The sequence below is a fragment of the Caldinitratiruptor microaerophilus genome, from assembly GCF_025999835.1.
Classification (GTDB): Bacteria; Bacillota; Sulfobacillia; order Symbiobacteriales; family ZC4RG38; genus Caldinitratiruptor; species Caldinitratiruptor microaerophilus.
In genome coordinates, this window is sequence record NZ_AP025628.1 from 3,186,666 (window position 1) to 3,203,171 (window position 16,506).

Here is a 16,506-nt window from a genome sequence, read left to right on the forward strand (position 1 = left end):
CGACTGCCTTCGCCGCCAGGCAACCGGCGCTGTGTTCACTTTCCGCATCGGCCGGCGCGTTCCTTCCTTCGACACCGGCCCGGTGGGTCTACAGGTGTGCCGGCCGCGACGGCGCACTTGACGGGCAGCGACAATAGCTCGAAAGAATGAACCGAAAGGATCATGGCAGTCTATGGTAAGGTACGATACATCGGAGTCGAGAAAGCGGAAGCTGGTGAGGGGAAATCTCCGAAGCGGAAGGAGGTCGCACACAATGGCAGGCACACGCGTCCCCCGACGGGCCGTTTCCGATCCCCCCTGGGTGGCGTCGCTCCTCGGAGATACCCGCTGGGCCTGGCTGTGGGCCATCGTCCGGGTGTACGTGGGCTACCAGTGGTTCGAGGCCGGGCTGCACAAGGTGACGGACCCTGCCTGGGTCCGGACCGGCGCCGCCCTGCAGGCGTACTGGCAGCGGGCCGTCCAGATCCCCGCCCAGGGGAGGCCGCCGGTGACCTACGACTGGTACCGGGAGTTCCTCACCTTCCTGCTGAACAGCGGGTCGCACACCTGGTTCGCCAAGCTCGTGGCCTACGGCGAGCTCGTCATGGGGATCTTCCTCATCGTGGGGCTGTTCACGGGGTTCGCCGCCTTCTTCGGAGCCTTCGCGAACTTCAACTTCATGCTCGCGGGGTCGGCGAGCACGAACCCGGTGCTCTTCCTGCTGGCCGTGCTGCTCATGCTGGCCTGGAAGATCGCAGGGTACTGGGGCCTCGACTACTGGGTGCTCCCGGCGGTGGGCACGCCCTGGAAGTCGGTCCCCACCACCGCACCGGAGCGGGGTGGCTGACCGGTGACGGGCGGCCGCCCCGGCACCTTGGTGGGGACATGGCGACGGCAGGCGGCACAGGGCGCTGTGCCGCCGCAGCGCGTGTCGCCCCCGGGCGCCGCACGTGCTAGAATACGGGGTAGGGTAGATCCCTTGGCCTCGCGGGAGGATGCCATCCATGTCCTTTGCCGCAAACCAACCGGAAGTCCTTGCCGACCTCCTCCGGCGCATGCGCCGCATCGAAGGCCAGGCTCGGGGTGTACAGCGCATGCTGGAGGAAGGGGCGGACTGTGACGCCATCCTCACTCAGCTCTCGGCGATGCGCTCGGCACTGCACCGGGTCGGCCTGAAAGTGCTGGGCTGCCATCTGAGCTCGAAGATGGTCGACGAGGTCCGGCGCGGCGGCTCGGGACTCGACGCCGTCGAGGAGGCGCTCGAGAGCTTCATGCGGCTCGGATGACGAGTTCCGGCGCCCCGGGTCCGGCGCCGGAACTCGGGTCCGGGACTTGACCTCCGGCGGCGCTCTGGTACAATGAACGATGCTCTGCGAATTCACGCCGCGGAGCTCGGCACGGCGGAGTAGCTCAGCTGGTAGAGCAAGCGGTTCATACCCGCTGCGTCGGGGGTTCGAGTCCCTCCTCCGCTACCACGACGCAAGCACAGCCGGGGGCGCCGGCCAGACGGCGCCCCCCAGTTGCAAACGGCCCCATCGTCTAGAGGCCCAGGACACCGCCCTTTCAAGGCGGAGACACGGGTTCGAATCCCGTTGGGGCTACCACGAAGCGCCCAGTCCTGCTCCGACCGGCAGGGCTGGGCGCAAGCGTTTCGGCAGACCCCGGAGGTCGATCGGGCCGCGCTGCCCACCTGGACTCTGCCGGCGGCGCGGCACGGGGGCCGCCGCCGGGCCGGCGGCCCTTCTGCTTCCTTCGACAGATCTCGCGGTTCGTGATGGGTACAATGAGGATGGACAACCGGATGATGGCAGGAGGTGGCGGCGTGCCGTCGGTGGAAGGCGCGGCGCGGAGCGGGGCCGGGCGTCCGGCGTGGACCGCGCGCGTGGCGGCGGTGTGGCCGTGGCCACTCCTGGCGGTGCTGCTCGGCCTTCTCCTGGGAAGGGCGCCGGTCCTGGGCCACGCGGGGCCCTTCGGGCTCGCGTGGGTGGCGGCCCTGCGGGTGACGGGCGCCCCCACCGGCGTTCTCTCCGCCCTGGCAGCCGCGCTCGGGATGGCGGCCCAGGGAGGCGGGCTGCGGAGCCTGCCGGCCCTGCGGGCGGTGGTGTCCGTGGTCATCGTCTGGGTCGTCGCCCGTGGCCGCAGGGAAACGGAGCGCGGGGCGCCGGCGGTGCCCCCGGCCGCGGGGACCGCCACCGCGGCCCTGGCGGCAGGGGTCGCGGCCGCCGTGGGGACGGGGGTGCTCTCGAGCGCCGGGCTCGACTGGATCCGCACGGCCCTCGAGGCGGGGACGGCCGCCGTGCTGGCGGCGGTGATGGTCCGGGGGCTCACGGTGCGGCCGTCCGGCGCGCGGCCCGCGCCCGGCGCCGCCGGGTCCCTGCTCACGGTCGTCCTCCTTCTCGGCGTCGTGGCGGGGCTGCAGGACCTGCAGGCAGTGGTTGCGGGTATCCCTCCGGTCCCCCTGGCGTCGGTGGCGGGAAGCCTGGCCGTCCTCGTGGCGTCGGCGTCGGCCGGGCCGCTGGCCGGAGCGGCCTCGGGCCTCCTCGTGGGGCTGGCCGGGCTCCTCGCCGGGCCCCCGGGGCTGCCGGGGCTCCTGCGCTTCTCGGCCGAGGGCACCGCCTTCGGGACGGCGGGGCTCCTGGGCGGCGTCTTCCGGGATCTCGGCCGGACCGGGAGCGCGCTCGGGTACCTTCTCGCCTACGTCTTCCTGCGGGCGCTGCGGCAGGACGCGCCCCCTTCCTACGTATGGGGTGAGGCCGCGGCGGCCCTCGTCGCGGCTGCAGGGCTCCTGGTCTTGCCCCGGGGCTGGCTCGTGCAGGCCTCCGGCGGCGTCGTGGCCGGCGCGCTCGCCGCAGCGACGGAGCCGGCCGGGCGCACCTCCGGGGGCCACGCCGGCGCGGCCCTCCTCCGGGAGCGAATCGGCGCCGTGGCGCGACTCCTGCGGGACGTCCACCTGGCCCTCACCGCCGGCCACCGGCCCCCGGCGCAGGCGCCGGCCGTCCCCGACGCCATCGCCCCGCTGGTGGGGCAGGTGGTCGAGCGCGTCTGCCACCAGTGCAACCTCTACCGGCACTGCTGGGAGAACGAGTTCTACCGGACCTACCAGGTCTTTCACGACCTCTGGGAGCGTGTCGAGGAGAGCGGGCCGCTTCCGACCCGCCTGCCGCCGGAGGAATTGCAGCGGTTCTGCGCGTACCCCGGCGAGGTGATCGCCTCCCTCAACGCGGTGCACGACCTGGTGACGGCGGAGGGAGAGGCCCGCGAGCGGGCGGCGGAGGGGCGGAGCGTCCTGGCGCTGCAGGTTCAGGCGCTCGCCGGGATGCTCGAACACCTCGCCGGCGCGCTGGAGACGGCTCCGGACACGGCGCCCCCCAGGTACCGGGTCCGCACCGGCGTCGCCCGCATGGCCAAGCGGGGCAGCCTCGTCTCGGGGGACACCCACCGGGCGCTGCCGCTGAGGGGGAACCGGTTCCTCCTGGCCCTCTCGGATGGCATGGGAGCCGGGCGCGGGGCCGCCGCCGGCAGCCAGGAGGCGATGGACACGCTGGTGGGGCTCCTGGAGGCGGGGTACCCCGTCCAGGCGGCGGTGCAGCTGGTCAACGCCGCCCTGGTCCTCAAGGAGCCGGAAGGCGAGCACTTCGCCACCCTGGACATCGCCCTGATCGACCTGTCCTCCGGGCGCGCCGACTTCGTGAAGGTGGGCGCCCCGCCGTCGATCCTGTGGCGGGGCCGCGACGTCCAGTGGGTCCGGGCCGAGGTGCCGCCGGCGGGCATCGTGTACCCGTTGCCCCTCGAAGCCGAACTGCGGGCGCTGCGGCCGGGCGACTGGCTCATCCTCGCCACCGACGGCCTGTGGGCGCGGGAGGGCGAGGCGGCCGGCGATCGCTGGCTGCGGGCGCTGCTGGCCACCCAGGGGCCATCCGGCCCCGAGGAGCTGGCACAGGCCCTCCTGGCCCGCGCGCTCGCCGGCGACCGGGACGGCCCGGCGGACGACATCACCGTGCTGGTGGCGCATCTCGAGCCGCTGGGTGCCGCGGACCCGGGGCGGACGGGTGAAGCCCCGCCGGCGACCCTGCCCGCGGCGGCCGCCCGGGCGGATCCGGCAGAGCGGGGGCCCGTGCCGGCACGGCGTGCGCCCCGGGGCCGCTGAGGGGTCGAAGGGCCGGCCCTCCTCCGCGTCGAAGAGTCCGACGGCCGGCAGGATTGGCGGGGGAGGGGAAGGCCGTGCGGGGCGGAAAGGCCGTGCTCGACGAGATCCGGCGCTTCGTCGCCCGGCGGGGGCTCCTGGAGCCCGGCGACCGGGTCGTCGTCGCGCTGTCCGGCGGCCCGGACTCCCTCGCGCTCACGCTGGCCCTGCACCACCTCCGGACGGAATGGGGGCTCGACCTCCACCTGTTTCACCTGCACCACGGTCTGCGGGGGGAGGAGGCGGACCGCGACGCAGCCTTCGTTCGGGAGGTCGCGGATCGGCTGGGCCTGCCCTGCACCGTGATCCGGCGGGACGTCCGGAGCGAGGCGAGGAGCCTGCGGGCGGGGGTGGAGGCGGCCGGACGGCTCGTCCGGTACCGGGCCCTTGCCGACCTGGCCGGGCAGCTCGGCGCACGCCGGGTGGCCGTGGGCCACACACGGGACGACCAGGCCGAAACCGTCCTCATGGCCCTCCTCCGGGGGGCAGGCCGGCGCGGCCTGGGGGGCATGCCGCCCGCCCGTCCACTGGGTTTCGGGGCGGGACCGGAGGTCACGCTCGTCCGGCCCCTCCTGGCCGTGGGAAGGGAGGACACGCTGGCCCTCTGCCGCGCGGCGGGGCTGGAGCCCCGCCGTGACCTCACGAACGAGGACCCCCGGTTCCTCCGCAGCCGCATCCGGACAGAGCTCCTGCCGCTCTTGCGCGATCGGTACAGCCCTGCGGTGGTATTCCGGCTGGCCGCGCTGGCGGAGGTCATGAGAGATGAGGAAGGATTCCTTCGCCGGGCTGCCGCGGAGGCCGCCGCCCGCCACGGCGTGACGTACGACCCGCGGGAGTCGCGGCTCCCCGTCCCGGCGCTGACGGACGAGCACCCGGCGCTGGCGCGTCGGATCGTGCGCCTGGCCGGCGAGTCGGCCGGGATGTCCCTCACCGCGCGGCACGTGGAGGCCGTGCTCGACCTCGCCCGGTCGCCCGGCGGCGGCGAGGTCCACCTCGGCAGGGGTCTGGTGGCCGAGAAGGTGGGGGACGTGGTCCGGGTGCGCCGCCGGGAGCGCGTGGGGAGGGCCGTGACGGCGGAAGGGGGGCAGCCGGTGCCCCTGCCGGTCCCCGGCTCCGTCGCGTGGGCCTCCGCCGGGCTCACCCTGTCGGCGACGCGGGAGGATCCGGACGCCGAGCCCGCGGCGGGTCCCTGGGCGGTCGACCTCGACCCCGACCGGTTACCGGGGCCCCTCGCGGTGCGAACCCGGCGCCCGGGAGACCGCATCTTCCCGGTGGGGATGGACGGGAGCAAGAAGCTCCAGGACCTGTTCGTGGACCTCAAGGTGCCCCGGCCCGATCGGGACCGCGTGCCCGTCGTGGTGGCGGGGGACCAGGTGGTGTGGGTGGTGGGGTACAGGGCCGACCGGCGGTTCCTCGCCGCCCCCGGCCGCCCCCGGCTGGCGCTGCGGGCCCGGCCGGGCTAGGCCCGGGGCACCTGGCCCGGGGCACCTGTTGCTGCCCCCGCCCAGATGTGCTATACTACCGTGGCATCTCGCACGAATAGAGCGCCAACGGAGCACGATCTGCCATGCGCCGGTCCGGGTCCGGTGCTCCGCCCCCTCGGAAGGAGGGCTTCATATATGAACAAAGTATTCCGCAATCTCGCGTTCTACCTGTTCCTGCTCGTCGTGAGCGTGGCGATCGCCACCTACCTTTCGGGCGAGGGGCAGAGGCGGCAGCAGCTCATCTACTCCCGCTTCGTCAACGAGGTCCGGGCCGGCAACGTGACCCAGGTGACCCTCGTGGGCGAGCAGGAACTGGTGGGCAAGCTCAAGAACGGCCAGGAGTTCACGACGGTCATCCCGGACGACCACGAGAGCCTCAACCGCCTGCTTCTCGAGCACAACGTCGACATCGCGGTCCGGCCCACCACCCGGACGACGATGTGGACCACCCTGGCGGGCACGCTCCTGCCCGTGATCCTCGTGCTGGCTGCGTTCTTCTTCATCATGCAGCAGACGCAGGGGTCGGGGAACCGGGTCATGCAGTTCGGCAAGAGCCGGGCACGGCTCCACACCCCGGACGACAAGCGGCGCGTGACCTTCGACGACGTGGCCGGGATCGACGAGGTCAAGGAAGAGCTTCAGGAGATCGTGGACTTCCTCAAGCACCCCAAGCGCTACCTGGAACTCGGTGCCCGCATCCCCAAGGGCGTGCTGCTCTACGGTGCCCCCGGCACGGGCAAGACCCTCCTGGCCCGCGCGGTGGCGGGCGAGGCCGGCGTGCCGTTCTTCAGCATCTCCGGCTCGGATTTCGTGGAGATGTTCGTGGGCGTGGGCGCCAGCCGGGTGCGTGATCTCTTCGAGCAGGCCAAGAAGAACAGCCCGTGCATCGTGTTCATCGACGAGATCGACGCGGTCGGCCGCATGCGCGGCGCCGGGTACGGCGGCGGCCACGACGAACGGGAGCAGACGCTGAACCAGCTGCTCGTCGAGATGGATGGGTTCGGCGTCAACGAGGGCATCATCGTGATGGCCGCCACGAACCGGCCGGACGTGCTCGACCCGGCGCTCCTGCGGCCGGGGCGGTTCGACCGGCACATCGTCATCGACCGGCCCGACCTGAACGGGCGCAAGGCCATCTTCAAGGTGCACGCCCGCGGCAAGCCGCTCGACGACGACGTCGACCTGGAAGTCCTCGCCAAGCGGACCCCGGGCTTCACCGGCGCCGACATCGCGAACCTCATGAACGAGGCGGCGCTCCTGGCAGCTCGGAAGCGCAAGCGCAAGATCAGCATGGAGGACCTCGAGCAGGCGATCGACCGGGTGATGGCGGGCGGGCCCGAGAAGCGGTCGCGGATCATCTCCGAGCGGGAGAAGCGGATCACGGCGTACCACGAGGCCGGCCACGCGCTGGTGGCGGCGGTGCTGCCGCACAACGACCCGGTGCACAAGGTGACGATCATCCCCCGGGGCCGCGCCCTCGGCCTGACCTACATGCTGCCCGTGGAGGATCGCTACATCAACTCGAAGCCCGAGCTCATGGACCGCATGGCCTATGCGCTGGGCGGGCGGGCGGCGGAGGAGATCGTCTTCGGCGACCTCACCTCGGGCGCGCAGTCGGACATCGAGTGGGTGACCAACATCGCCCGGCGCATGGTGACGGAGTGGGGGATGAGCGAGAAGCTCGGGCCCCTCACCTTCGGCACCAAGCCCGAGGAGGTCTTCCTGGGGCGTGACATCGCCCGGCAGCGGAACTACAGCGAAGAGGTGGCCGCCCTCATCGACGAGGAGGTGCGGGCGCTGGTCACCCAGGCCCACGAGCGGGCCCTGGAGGTGCTGCGCCGGCACCGCAGGGTCCTGGAGAAGCTCGCCGCCGCGCTTCTGGAGAAGGAGACCCTCGAGGGGGCCGAGCTGGAGGCCATCCTGAACGAGGCCCGGGAGGCCGAGCGGCTGGGGCAGGTCCAGGAGAAGGAGCGGTCGGAGCGGGAGAAGGAGAAGGAGAAGGCCCAGCCGGCCGGCCCCAACCCGCGCACGATCTTCGGCACGCTGCACCCGAGACCCGCCAACTGAGCCGATGCCGGAACGAAGCCCCGGACACGCACGTCCGGGGCTTCACGATCCATCGGCTCCCACTCCGGCTCGCCGTCGCTGGCCAGCCTTTCCAGCGGAGAGGAATAGGGCCACGCGGCTGGAATCCCTTAAGGACACGCCCGTGGGGTCGAGAGGAGGGGGAACCCGTGGGGCGCGAGTACCCGGAGCACCCGCGGCCGTCCTGCCACGCCCTGGTGGTGCAAGATGGCCGGGTCCTCCTGATCCGCCGGGCCGCCGAGCCGCTGCGAGGCTACTGGGGCCTGCCCGGCGGCGCCGTGGAGCTGGGCGAGACCGTGGTCGAGGCGCTGCGGCGGGAGGTGCTCGAGGAGACCGGGCTCGAGGTCGAGCCGGAGCGCTACCTGGGCTACCGGGACGCCATCTCGCGCGACGAAGAGGGGCGGGTGCGGTTCCACTACGTGATCCTCTTCTACAGCGCCCGCCCGGTGGGAGGCGAGATCCACGCGGGGGACGACGCCGCCCAGGTCGACTGGGTGCCGCTGGACAGCCTCTCGGGCCTGCAGTTGACCGACAGCGTGCACGAGTGCCTGCGCTGGGCGGGGATCGAGGAGAGTCCGCAGTGAACGAGCGTATCCTTCGTCTGCAGGCCCTGCTGCGCGAGCGGGGCATCGACGCGGCCGCCCTCATGCCCGGGCCCAACCTCTACTACTTCACGGGTCTTCGCATGGAGGTGACCGAGCGACCGGTGCTCCTCTTCGTCCCGTCCCGGGGGACCCCCTTCGCCTGGGGCCCGGCCTTCGAGGCGGAGCGCCTCCGGGAGGCGGCGGGGCGGGTCTACACCTGGGGGGAGGTCGAGGGTCCACTGCCGTCCCTCCTGGAAGCCCTGCGCCGGGAAGGCCTGGCGGGGGTCGGGGCGGCCGTACCCGTTGTAGCGGTGGAGTACCGGGTGATGCGGGTCCTGGAGTTCGAGCTCCTCCGGGCGTCGGCCGGCGCCGTGAACCACGTGGACGCCGGGCCCCTGTGCGCCCGGCTCCGCTCGGTGAAGGACGCGGCGGAGGTGGAGCGACTCGAGGGTGCTGCCCGCCTGTGCGACGCCGGGATGGCCGCGGCGGCGGAGGCCATCCGGCCGGGCGCTTCCGAAGCCCAGGTGGCCGCTTGGGTGAAGGCGGCGCTGGAGAGACTAGGGCACGCGGGAGATTGCCATATCATGGTCGCCTCGGGTCCGCGCTCGGCCGTGCCGCACGCCGGGACGAGCGACCGGGTGATGCAGGACGGCGAGCTCTGCTGGGTCGACCTGGTGGTGTACCACGAGGGGTACGTCGGCGATATCACCCGGACGTTCCCCGTGGGCACCGTGGGGGCGGAGGCGCGCGCCATCTTCGACGCCGTGCTCCAGGCGCAGGCCCTGGGGCGCGCCGCGGCCCGGCCGGGGATCACCGGGGCCCAGCTGGACCGGCTCGTCCGGGACCACCTGGAGGCGCGAGGGTATGGTCCCTGCTTCACCCACCGCACGGGGCACGGGATCGGGCTCGAGGTGCACGAGGAGCCCTACATCGTGGGCAGCAACGACGCACCGCTGGAGGCGGGCAACGTCTTCACGGTGGAGCCCGGCGTGTACGTGCCGGGCCTGGGCGGAGTGAGGATCGAGGACGACGTGCTCCTGGTTCCGGGTGGGGCCCGGGTCCTCACCCGCTATCCACAGAACACGTTCGGCGGGGCCTGAGGCCCCGGTCCGGAGGAGGGTGCCGTTCGCCCATGCCGTCTTTCGTCCGGTTCCCCCTGGCCGAAGGGGTGAACCTGTACGTCTATCCGACCGACAAGTTCAAGACCGTCCTGCTGTCCGTGTACCTGCACCTGCCTCTGGCGAAGGAGACGGTCACGGCGAGCGCCTTGCTGCCGATGGTCATGACCCGGGGCACGGCTCCCCACCCCACCACCCCGGAGCTGGTGCGCCACCTCGAAGGGCTCTACGGAGCCACCCTGGCCTACGACGTGGGCCGCCGGGGCGAGATCCAGTCGCTCGTGTTCCGGCTCGAGCTGCCGGCGGAGACGTACCTGCCCGGGGAGAAGAGCCTCCTGGAGCGCGGGGTGGCCACCCTCGCGGAGGTTCTGCTCATGCCCGCCACCGAGGGCCTCGGCGCGGCGTTCAAGTCCGAGTTCGTCGAGCAGGAGAAGAAGAACCTGCGCGAGATGATCGAGGGCCTCATCAACGACAAGCGCCGCTACGCGCTGAACCGGTGCCGGGAGATCATGTGCGAGGGCGAGCCCTACGCGCTGTATCACCTCGGCCGGACCGAGGACCTGGCTGACATCACGCCGGCGTCCTTGCTCGCGCACTGGCGACGGGTCCTCACCTCGGCGCCGGTCGACGTGCTCGTCGTGGGGGAGGTGGACCCGGACGGGGTGGCTGAGCTGATCGGCCGGCACCTGGCGATCCCGGCGGGCGGTACCCGGGAGATGCCCACGACGGTCGTCCGGGCGGAGGTGGACGGGGTTCGCCGGGTGCGGGAGGAGCAGAAGGTCAACCAGGGCGTGCTGGTCGTGGGCATGCGCACCGGCGTGACGGCCCGCGACCCGGACTTCTTCCCCATGGTCGTCGCCAACGGCGTGCTGGGCGCCTTCCCGCACTCGAAGCTGTTCCTCAACGTGCGCGAGAAGAACAGCCTCGCCTACTACGCGTACTCGTCGATCGAGGCCTTCAAGGGCGTGGGGTTCCTTTACGCCGGGATCGAGTTCGCCAACTACGACAAGGCCCTGGAGATCGCCCTGGCCCAGCTCGAGGACCTGAAGCAGGGGAAGATCACCGAGACCGAGCTCGAGGCCACGCGCAAGGCCCTGATCAGCGACGCCCTGGGGGTGCAGGACAGCCCCGGGCGCCTCGTCGAGGAGTACGTCAGCGGCCTCGTGGCCGGGCGGACCCTGACCACCGAGGAGCGGGTCGCCGCCTACCAGGCCGTCACCCTGGACCAGGTCGTGGCGGCGGCCCAGAAACTTCAGGTCGACACCATCTACTTCCTCACGAAGGAAGGAGGCGCGTAGCGTGGAGGTCCACCACGACGAGCGGCTGCGGGAGACCATCTACTGGGAGACGCTCCCCTCCGGCCTGCGGGTCGGGGTGCTCCCCCGAAAGGGCTGGCGCGAGACCACCGGCCGGGTGGCCGTGAACTACGGCTCGAACGACAGCCGCTGGATCCCGCCCGGCGAGACGGAGCCGGTGGAGGTGCCGGCCGGCATCGCCCACTTCCTGGAGCACAAGCTGTTCGAGTCGGAGGAAGGCAACGCCTTCGACCGCTTCGCCGCGCTGGGCGCCGACGCGAACGCGTACACGTCCAACCAGCAGACGGTGTACTACTTCAGCACGACCGACCGGGTGCCGGAGTGCCTCGAGACGCTCCTGGACATGGTGCAGACCCCGTACTTCACGGACCAGACGGTGGAGAAGGAGCAGGGGATCATCGAGCAGGAGATCCGGATGTACCTGGACCACCCGGAGTGGCGGTCCCGGCAGAACCTCCTGGAGGCGCTCTACCAGAAGCACCCCGTGCGGATCGACATCGCCGGCACGGTGGAGAGCATCCGGCAGATCACCAAGGAACAGCTGTACCGCTGCCACGCCACGTTCTACCACCCGTCGAACATGATGGTGTTCGTGGCGGGGGACGTCGACCCGCAGGCGGTCATCCAGCAGGTGGCGGACAACGTGGAGAAGCGCGGCTACCGGCCGCAGCCCCCCGTCCAGCGCCTGTACGAGCCGGAACCGGCCGAGGTGGCCGAACGGCGCCGGGAGCAGGAGCTGGCGGTCAGCCAGCCGATCTTCCGGCTCGGCTTCAAGGACCGGCGGGTGGGCGAGACCGGCCGGGACCTGCTGCGCAAGGAGCTCCTGACCAGCGTCGTCCTCGACGGCATCATCGGGAAGGCGACCCCCCTCTACAACGAGCTGTACGAGGCGGGGCTGATCGACGGCCGGTTCGGCTTCGACTACACCGGCGAGCCGACCTACGGGTACACCACGTTCGCCGGGCCGACCCGCGATCCGGAGGCCCTGGAGGCGAGGCTCCTCGAGGGCATCGAGAAGGCGCGCCGGCAGGGCCTCGAGTCCTACGACTTCGAGCGGGCCAAGCGCAAGGCCCTGGGCCGGTTCCTGAGCATGCTCAACAGCACCGAGATGATCGCCTACGTGGTCAACGACGGCTTCTTCAAGAACATCGGGCTCTTCGACGTCCTCCCCGTCGCCGAGTCGCTGACCCTCGACGAGGCCAACGAGCGGCTCAGGGAGCACTTCGACCCGCAGTACGCGGTGACGAGCATCATCTGGCCGCACAAGGGTGCGCAGTCCAAGGCGGCCGCTGCGAACTAGACGGAGGCGGACGCGGTGGACCCGGTGAGTCATGCACTCGTGGGGGCGGCGGTGGGGTCGCTGGCGCCCGGCCCCGCCGCGTTCTGGGCTGCGGTGGCAGGGAGCGTGGTACCGGACGCCGACATCGTGGTCCGGTGGGTGGCCGGAGAGGCCGCCTACCTGGACCATCACCGGGGCGCCACGCACTCGCCCTTGGGGGCTGCCGTCCTCGGGAGCGCCGTGGCGGCGGCGGCGCAGGCCCTCTGGCCGGGTTCGGGCTTCGGCCGGGTCTTGTTCTGGGCCGTTCTGGGCTTTTATTCCCATGTACTGCTTGACCTCACCAACGCGTACGGGACGCAGGCGCTGTGGCCCTGGAGCCGGCGCCGGTACGCGTGGGACTGGACCTCGGTGATCGACGGCCCGGTACTGGCGCTCGGCGCCCTCCACCTGGCGATGCGCACCGTCGCCCCGGCCCGCGGCGCGCTCTGGGGCGGTCTGACGCTCGCCGCACTGGCGGTCTACCTCGGGCTGAGGGCGGCGGCGCACGGGAAGGCCGTGGCGGCCGTGCGCCGGCACGCTCCGGCGGCGCGGCGGGTTTCCGTGGTCCCCGCCTTCCTGCGTCTCGACCGGTGGCGGTACGTGGCGGAGGACGATCGCGGCTACCTGACGGGTTGGGTCCTGGGACCCGGCCGGAAAGTCGGGGAGCCCCAGGTCCTCGTGCGCCGGGAGGACGCGGTGGTGGGTGCCTCGCTCGCCGCCCCGGCCGTGCAGGTGCTGCGGCGCTTCAGCCGTCACCCCCATGCCGAGTGGCGGCGAGACGGCGACGGTTACCTCGTGCGGTGGTGGGACGTCCGCTGGGGCGCCGGTCCGATCCCCCCCTTCGCGGCGGAGGTCGTCCTGGATCCGGCGCTGAAGCTCGTCGACGACCGCCTGATCGCGGGACCCGGGCGGCTCCGGGACGGTGTGCGGTTCGTGTACGAGGAATGGGGCCGCCCGGTGTGAGGGGCGGGGTGGAGGGGATCCGGTGGCGGTACTCCTTCTCTTCGACATCGACGGCACCCTCCTGGCGGGAAAGGCCGGCCGCAGGGCCTTCGCGCGCACCTTCGCGGTGCTCGCCGGCGACCCGCTGGCGGCGGACGGGATCCGCTTCGCCGGCAGGACGGACGTCTCGATCTTCGAGGACATCGTGTCCCGCAGCGGCCTGGGGCACCTGAAGCTCGAGGACATCGTCCCCACCTATCTCCGCATGCTCGCGGAGGAGGTGGCGCGCGACCCTGGCCGCCTGTACCCGGGCGTGAGGGAACTCCTGGACGCTCTCTCCCGGGAGCCCGGCTTCTGCCTGGCGCTCGGCACCGGCAACCTGGAGGCGGGGGCGCGGCTGAAGCTCGAGCCGCACGGCATCTGGCACTACTTCCCCACCGGCGGCTTCGCAGACGACTCCCCCGTCCGGGAGGAGCTCATCGCCGCGGGCATCCGCAAGGCGGAGCGGCACTACGGCACCCGGTTCGACCGTGTGGTTGTCATCGGCGACACCCCCTTGGACGTGGGCTCCGGCCGCGCGAACGGCGCCGCCACCCTGGCCGTCGCCCAGGGCTTCTACGGCGAGGACGAGCTGCGCGCCGCCGGCGCCGACCGCGTGCTGCCGAACTTCCAGGACCTGGGTGCCACCCTGGACGCCCTGCGCGCCCTCGCCCGCTGACCGGGCCCCTCTCGTTCCCTTCCGGCAGGAATCGCTTCTCCGGGCCGCCAATCCCTCCGGTAGCCGGAATCGTGCCCGTAGTCCCATCACCGGGAGGGTCCGGTCATGCCCGAACATTCCATTCCAGCGCTCCTGGCGGCGGCGGACGTCGCCGCGGTCCCGGGCCCGCCGTCCGGCTACCGGGTGGACGGACCGGAGCCGGCCTGGCGGGTGACCCCGCCCGACGAGGAGGGCGTCTGTCGGGTCCTGGCGCTGGCCCGGGCGAACCGGGCCGCGGTCGTGCCGAGGGGCAGCGGGACCCGCGACCGCGCCGGCAACCCCCTCGACCGCGCCGACATCGTCCTGGAGACGGCCGCCCTGGACCGGGTGGTCGAGTACAACCCGGCCGACCTCACCGTGACCGTCCAGGCGGGCATGCGCCTGGCGGAACTGCAGCGCGTCCTGGGCGAAGAGGGCCAGTGGCTCCCCGTCGACCCGCCCGGGGCGGAGCGCATGACCGTCGGCGGGTGGGTGGCCAGCGCCGCGGCCGGCCCGCGGCGGCTCGCCTACGGCGCGCCCCGCGACCTGGTGCTGGGGCTGCGCGTCGCCCTGACTGCCGGGCACGTGATCCGCACCGGCGGCCGCGTGGTGAAGAACGTGGCCGGGTACGACCTCACCCGGCTCTTCACCGGGTCGATGGGCACCCTGGGCGTGATCACCGAGGTCAGCATGAAGGTGCGGCCGGTGCCGGAGGCGCGCCGGACCCTGGCCTACGGGTTCGGCGAGCCCGAGGCCGCCCGCCGTTTCGCCCGCGCCGTGGTGCAGTCCGAACTGCTGCCCGCGGCGCTGGAGGTCTTCTGCCCCGGCGCCGCGGAGGCGGTCCGTGCGCCGGGCCCCTGGGCGGTGGCGGTGCTCCTGGAGGAAACCCCGGCCGCGGTCGCCTACCAGACGGAGCGGCTGCATGCCCTCGCCCGGGAGGCGAGGGCCCGTCACGACCACCGCACGGACGACGGCGAGGCGGCGGCGTTCTGGAAGCGCCTGTCCCGTCTGTGGGAAGAGGCGGTGGTGGCGGCGCGAGTCCAGGTGCCCCCTGCGGCGGCGGTGGACGTGCTGGTGCGGGCCACGACCCTCGTGCACAGCCTGGGGCTGCCGCAGGCGCTCGCTCTGCAGGGGACGGCGGGCGCGGGCACCGGCACGGTCCGGCTTCTCCTGTCCGGCACCGTGACCGAGGAGACCCTGGGGCCCCTCGCTGCCTGGGCGAACGCGCTCGCCGCGGCGGCCCGGGAGCACGAGGGGAGCCTGGTCGTGGAGGCGGCGCCGGCCGGGCTCAAGTCGCGCATCCAGGTCTGGGGCCCGCCCGGACCAGCCCACGGGCTCATGGTCGGCATCAAGGAGCGCTTCGACCCGGAGCGCGTCCTGAACCCGGGCCGGTTCGTGGGGGGGATCTGAAGTGGCGGCGATCCAGCTCGGGCAGGCCGCCCTCCGGGAACTCGACACGTGCGTGCACTGCGGCCTCTGCCTGCCGGCCTGCCCCACCTATCGGGAGCTGGGCCAGGAGCCCGACTCACCCCGGGGCCGTATCTACCTGGCCCGGGCGCTCTTCGAGGGACGGCTGGACCCCCGCGGCCCGGCGCTCGAGCACCTCGACCTCTGCCTGGGCTGCCTGGCCTGCGAGACCGCCTGCCCGTCGGGCGTCCACTACGGCGTGATCCTCGAGGACGTGCGCGCCGCGACGGAGGCGGTCCGGCCCCGCTCCGTCCTGGTGCGCTGGCTGCGCCACCTCCTGCTGCGCTGGCTCCTGCCTTCCCCGGGGCGGCTGGCGCTGGCGGCGAGGCTCCTCCGGATCGGCCGGGCGCTCCGGCTCGACGCCCTGGCCCCGCGCCACCTGCGCGAGCTCGGCCGGGCAGCGCCGCCGGTGCCGCCGAGGCCCTCCCGGGCGCTCCTGCCCGCGGAGCTGCCACCGCCCGCGCCGGCGGCGCCTCTCCGGGTCGGCCTCCTGGCCGGCTGCGTCCAGGACGTCCTCCTGGGGGAGACGAACCTCTCGACCGCTCGAGTCCTGGGCCTGTATGGCTGCACGGTGGTGAACCCGCCGGGGCAGGTGTGCTGCGGCGCCCTGGCGGCCCACGCCGGCGACCGCGAGACCGCCCGGGAGCTGGCCCGGCGGAACATCGAGGCTTTCGAGGGCGTCGACTACGTGGTGGTGAACGCCGCCGGGTGCGGTGCCCACATGAAGAAGTACGGCCACCTGCTGGCAGACGATCCCGAGTGGGCTGTGCGCGCCGAGGCCTTCAGCCGGCGGGTCCGGGACTTCAGCGAGCTGCTCGCCGCCCTGGCGGCCGAGGGGCGCGGGCCGGAGCTGCCCGGAGTGGCCGCCGGCGACGGGGCGCGGCCGGCGGTCGCCTACCAGGACGCCTGCCACCTGGCCCACGGCCAGGGGATCCGGACACAGCCGCGAGCCCTCCTGGGTCAGGTGTGCGAGGTGCGGAACCTGGCCGACGAGGCGTGTTGCGGCAGCGCCGGCTTCTATAACCTGGTCCAGCCGGAGATGGCGACCGCGGCGCGGGACCGCAAGGTCGAGCAGATCCGCGCCACGGGTGCCCGCACCGTGGTCACGGGCAACGCCGGCTGCCTCCTGCAGCTGCGGGCCGGCGTGCGGGCGGCCGGGCTGGACGTCGAGGTCGTCCACATCGCCGACTACCTGGCCCGCCGCTACGACGAGCTGGGCGCGGCTGCGCGTCCCGCCGGGGCCGGCGGAGGCGCCCAGGTCGCCGGGGCCGCCGCGCGGAGGGAGTGACCGAGG

Annotated in this window: 13 protein-coding genes and 2 tRNA genes; all 15 read left to right on the top strand. The window is 72.9% G+C overall.

Annotated elements, in window-relative coordinates; translation table 11 throughout:
- Positions 1 to 253 precede the first annotated feature (253 nt).
- A complete protein-coding gene (locus caldi_RS15460; protein ID WP_264842648.1) occupies positions 254 to 826 on the top strand; it encodes a DoxX family membrane protein in 573 nt (190 codons plus the stop codon).
- A 157-nt stretch (positions 827 to 983) separates the two neighbouring features.
- On the top strand, positions 984 to 1,265 hold the full coding sequence (locus caldi_RS15465) for a metal-sensitive transcriptional regulator (RefSeq protein WP_264842649.1): 282 nt from the start codon (positions 984 to 986) through the stop codon (positions 1,263 to 1,265).
- A gap of 113 nt (positions 1,266 to 1,378) precedes the next feature.
- Positions 1,379 to 1,454, top strand: a tRNA-Met gene (locus tag caldi_RS15470).
- 53 nt (positions 1,455 to 1,507) lie between these two features.
- Positions 1,508 to 1,583 (top strand) — tRNA-Glu (locus caldi_RS15475).
- Positions 1,584 to 1,801: 218 nt separating this feature from the next.
- A complete protein-coding gene (locus tag caldi_RS15480; RefSeq protein WP_264842650.1) occupies positions 1,802 to 4,126 on the top strand; it encodes a SpoIIE family protein phosphatase in 2,325 nt (774 codons plus the stop codon).
- Positions 4,127 to 4,200: 74 nt separating this feature from the next.
- Complete coding sequence (gene tilS / locus caldi_RS15485) at positions 4,201 to 5,625, top strand: tRNA lysidine(34) synthetase TilS (protein ID WP_264842651.1); 1,425 nt, start codon at positions 4,201 to 4,203, stop codon at positions 5,623 to 5,625.
- Between the two features lie 156 nt (positions 5,626 to 5,781).
- Positions 5,782 to 7,713 carry an ATP-dependent zinc metalloprotease FtsH gene (ftsH, locus tag caldi_RS15490; RefSeq protein ID WP_264842652.1) on the top strand — a complete coding sequence of 644 codons (1,932 nt, stop codon included), beginning with the start codon at positions 5,782 to 5,784 and terminating at the stop codon, positions 7,711 to 7,713.
- 167 nt (positions 7,714 to 7,880) lie between these two features.
- Positions 7,881 to 8,315 carry an NUDIX hydrolase gene (locus tag caldi_RS15495; protein WP_264842653.1) on the top strand — a complete coding sequence of 145 codons (435 nt, stop codon included), beginning with the start codon at positions 7,881 to 7,883 and terminating at the stop codon, positions 8,313 to 8,315.
- On the top strand, positions 8,312 to 9,415 hold the full coding sequence (locus caldi_RS15500; protein WP_264842654.1) for a M24 family metallopeptidase: 1,104 nt from the start codon (positions 8,312 to 8,314) through the stop codon (positions 9,413 to 9,415). The genes caldi_RS15495 and caldi_RS15500 overlap by 4 nt, the downstream gene beginning before the upstream one ends.
- 32 nt (positions 9,416 to 9,447) lie before the next feature.
- A complete protein-coding gene (gene yfmF, locus caldi_RS15505; RefSeq protein ID WP_264842655.1) occupies positions 9,448 to 10,731 on the top strand; it encodes an EF-P 5-aminopentanol modification-associated protein YfmF in 1,284 nt (427 codons plus the stop codon).
- Between the two features lies 1 nt (position 10,732).
- Positions 10,733 to 12,049: an EF-P 5-aminopentanol modification-associated protein YfmH gene (gene yfmH / locus caldi_RS15510; RefSeq protein WP_264842656.1), complete on the top strand. Its 1,317-nt coding sequence runs from the start codon at positions 10,733 to 10,735 to the stop codon at positions 12,047 to 12,049.
- 15 nt (positions 12,050 to 12,064) lie between these two features.
- Positions 12,065 to 13,030 carry a metal-dependent hydrolase gene (locus caldi_RS15515; RefSeq protein ID WP_264842657.1) on the top strand — a complete coding sequence of 322 codons (966 nt, stop codon included), beginning with the start codon at positions 12,065 to 12,067 and terminating at the stop codon, positions 13,028 to 13,030.
- Positions 13,031 to 13,052: 22 nt separating this feature from the next.
- Positions 13,053 to 13,727, top strand: coding sequence for an HAD family hydrolase (locus caldi_RS15520; RefSeq protein WP_264842658.1), 675 nt, complete (start codon positions 13,053 to 13,055; stop codon positions 13,725 to 13,727).
- 105 nt (positions 13,728 to 13,832) lie between these two features.
- Positions 13,833 to 15,155: an FAD-binding oxidoreductase gene (locus tag caldi_RS15525; RefSeq protein ID WP_264842659.1), complete on the top strand. Its 1,323-nt coding sequence runs from the start codon at positions 13,833 to 13,835 to the stop codon at positions 15,153 to 15,155.
- 1 nt (position 15,156) lies between these two features.
- Complete coding sequence (locus caldi_RS15530) at positions 15,157 to 16,500, top strand: (Fe-S)-binding protein (protein ID WP_264842660.1); 1,344 nt, start codon at positions 15,157 to 15,159, stop codon at positions 16,498 to 16,500.
- The last annotated feature ends 6 nt before the right edge of the window (positions 16,501 to 16,506 follow it).

Excerpts from the sequence above, each read along its gene's own strand:
- caldi_RS15460 (WP_264842648.1), top strand. The coding sequence starts at position 254 with ATGGCAGGCACACGCGTCCCCCGACGGGCCGTTTCCGATCCCCCCTGG.
- caldi_RS15465 (WP_264842649.1), top strand. The coding sequence starts at position 984 with ATGTCCTTTGCCGCAAACCAACCGGAAGTCCTTGCCGACCTCCTCCGG.
- ftsH (WP_264842652.1), top strand. The coding sequence starts at position 5,782 with ATGAACAAAGTATTCCGCAATCTCGCGTTCTACCTGTTCCTGCTCGTC.
- yfmF (WP_264842655.1), top strand. The coding sequence starts at position 9,448 with ATGCCGTCTTTCGTCCGGTTCCCCCTGGCCGAAGGGGTGAACCTGTAC.
- caldi_RS15525 (WP_264842659.1), top strand. The coding sequence starts at position 13,833 with ATGCCCGAACATTCCATTCCAGCGCTCCTGGCGGCGGCGGACGTCGCC.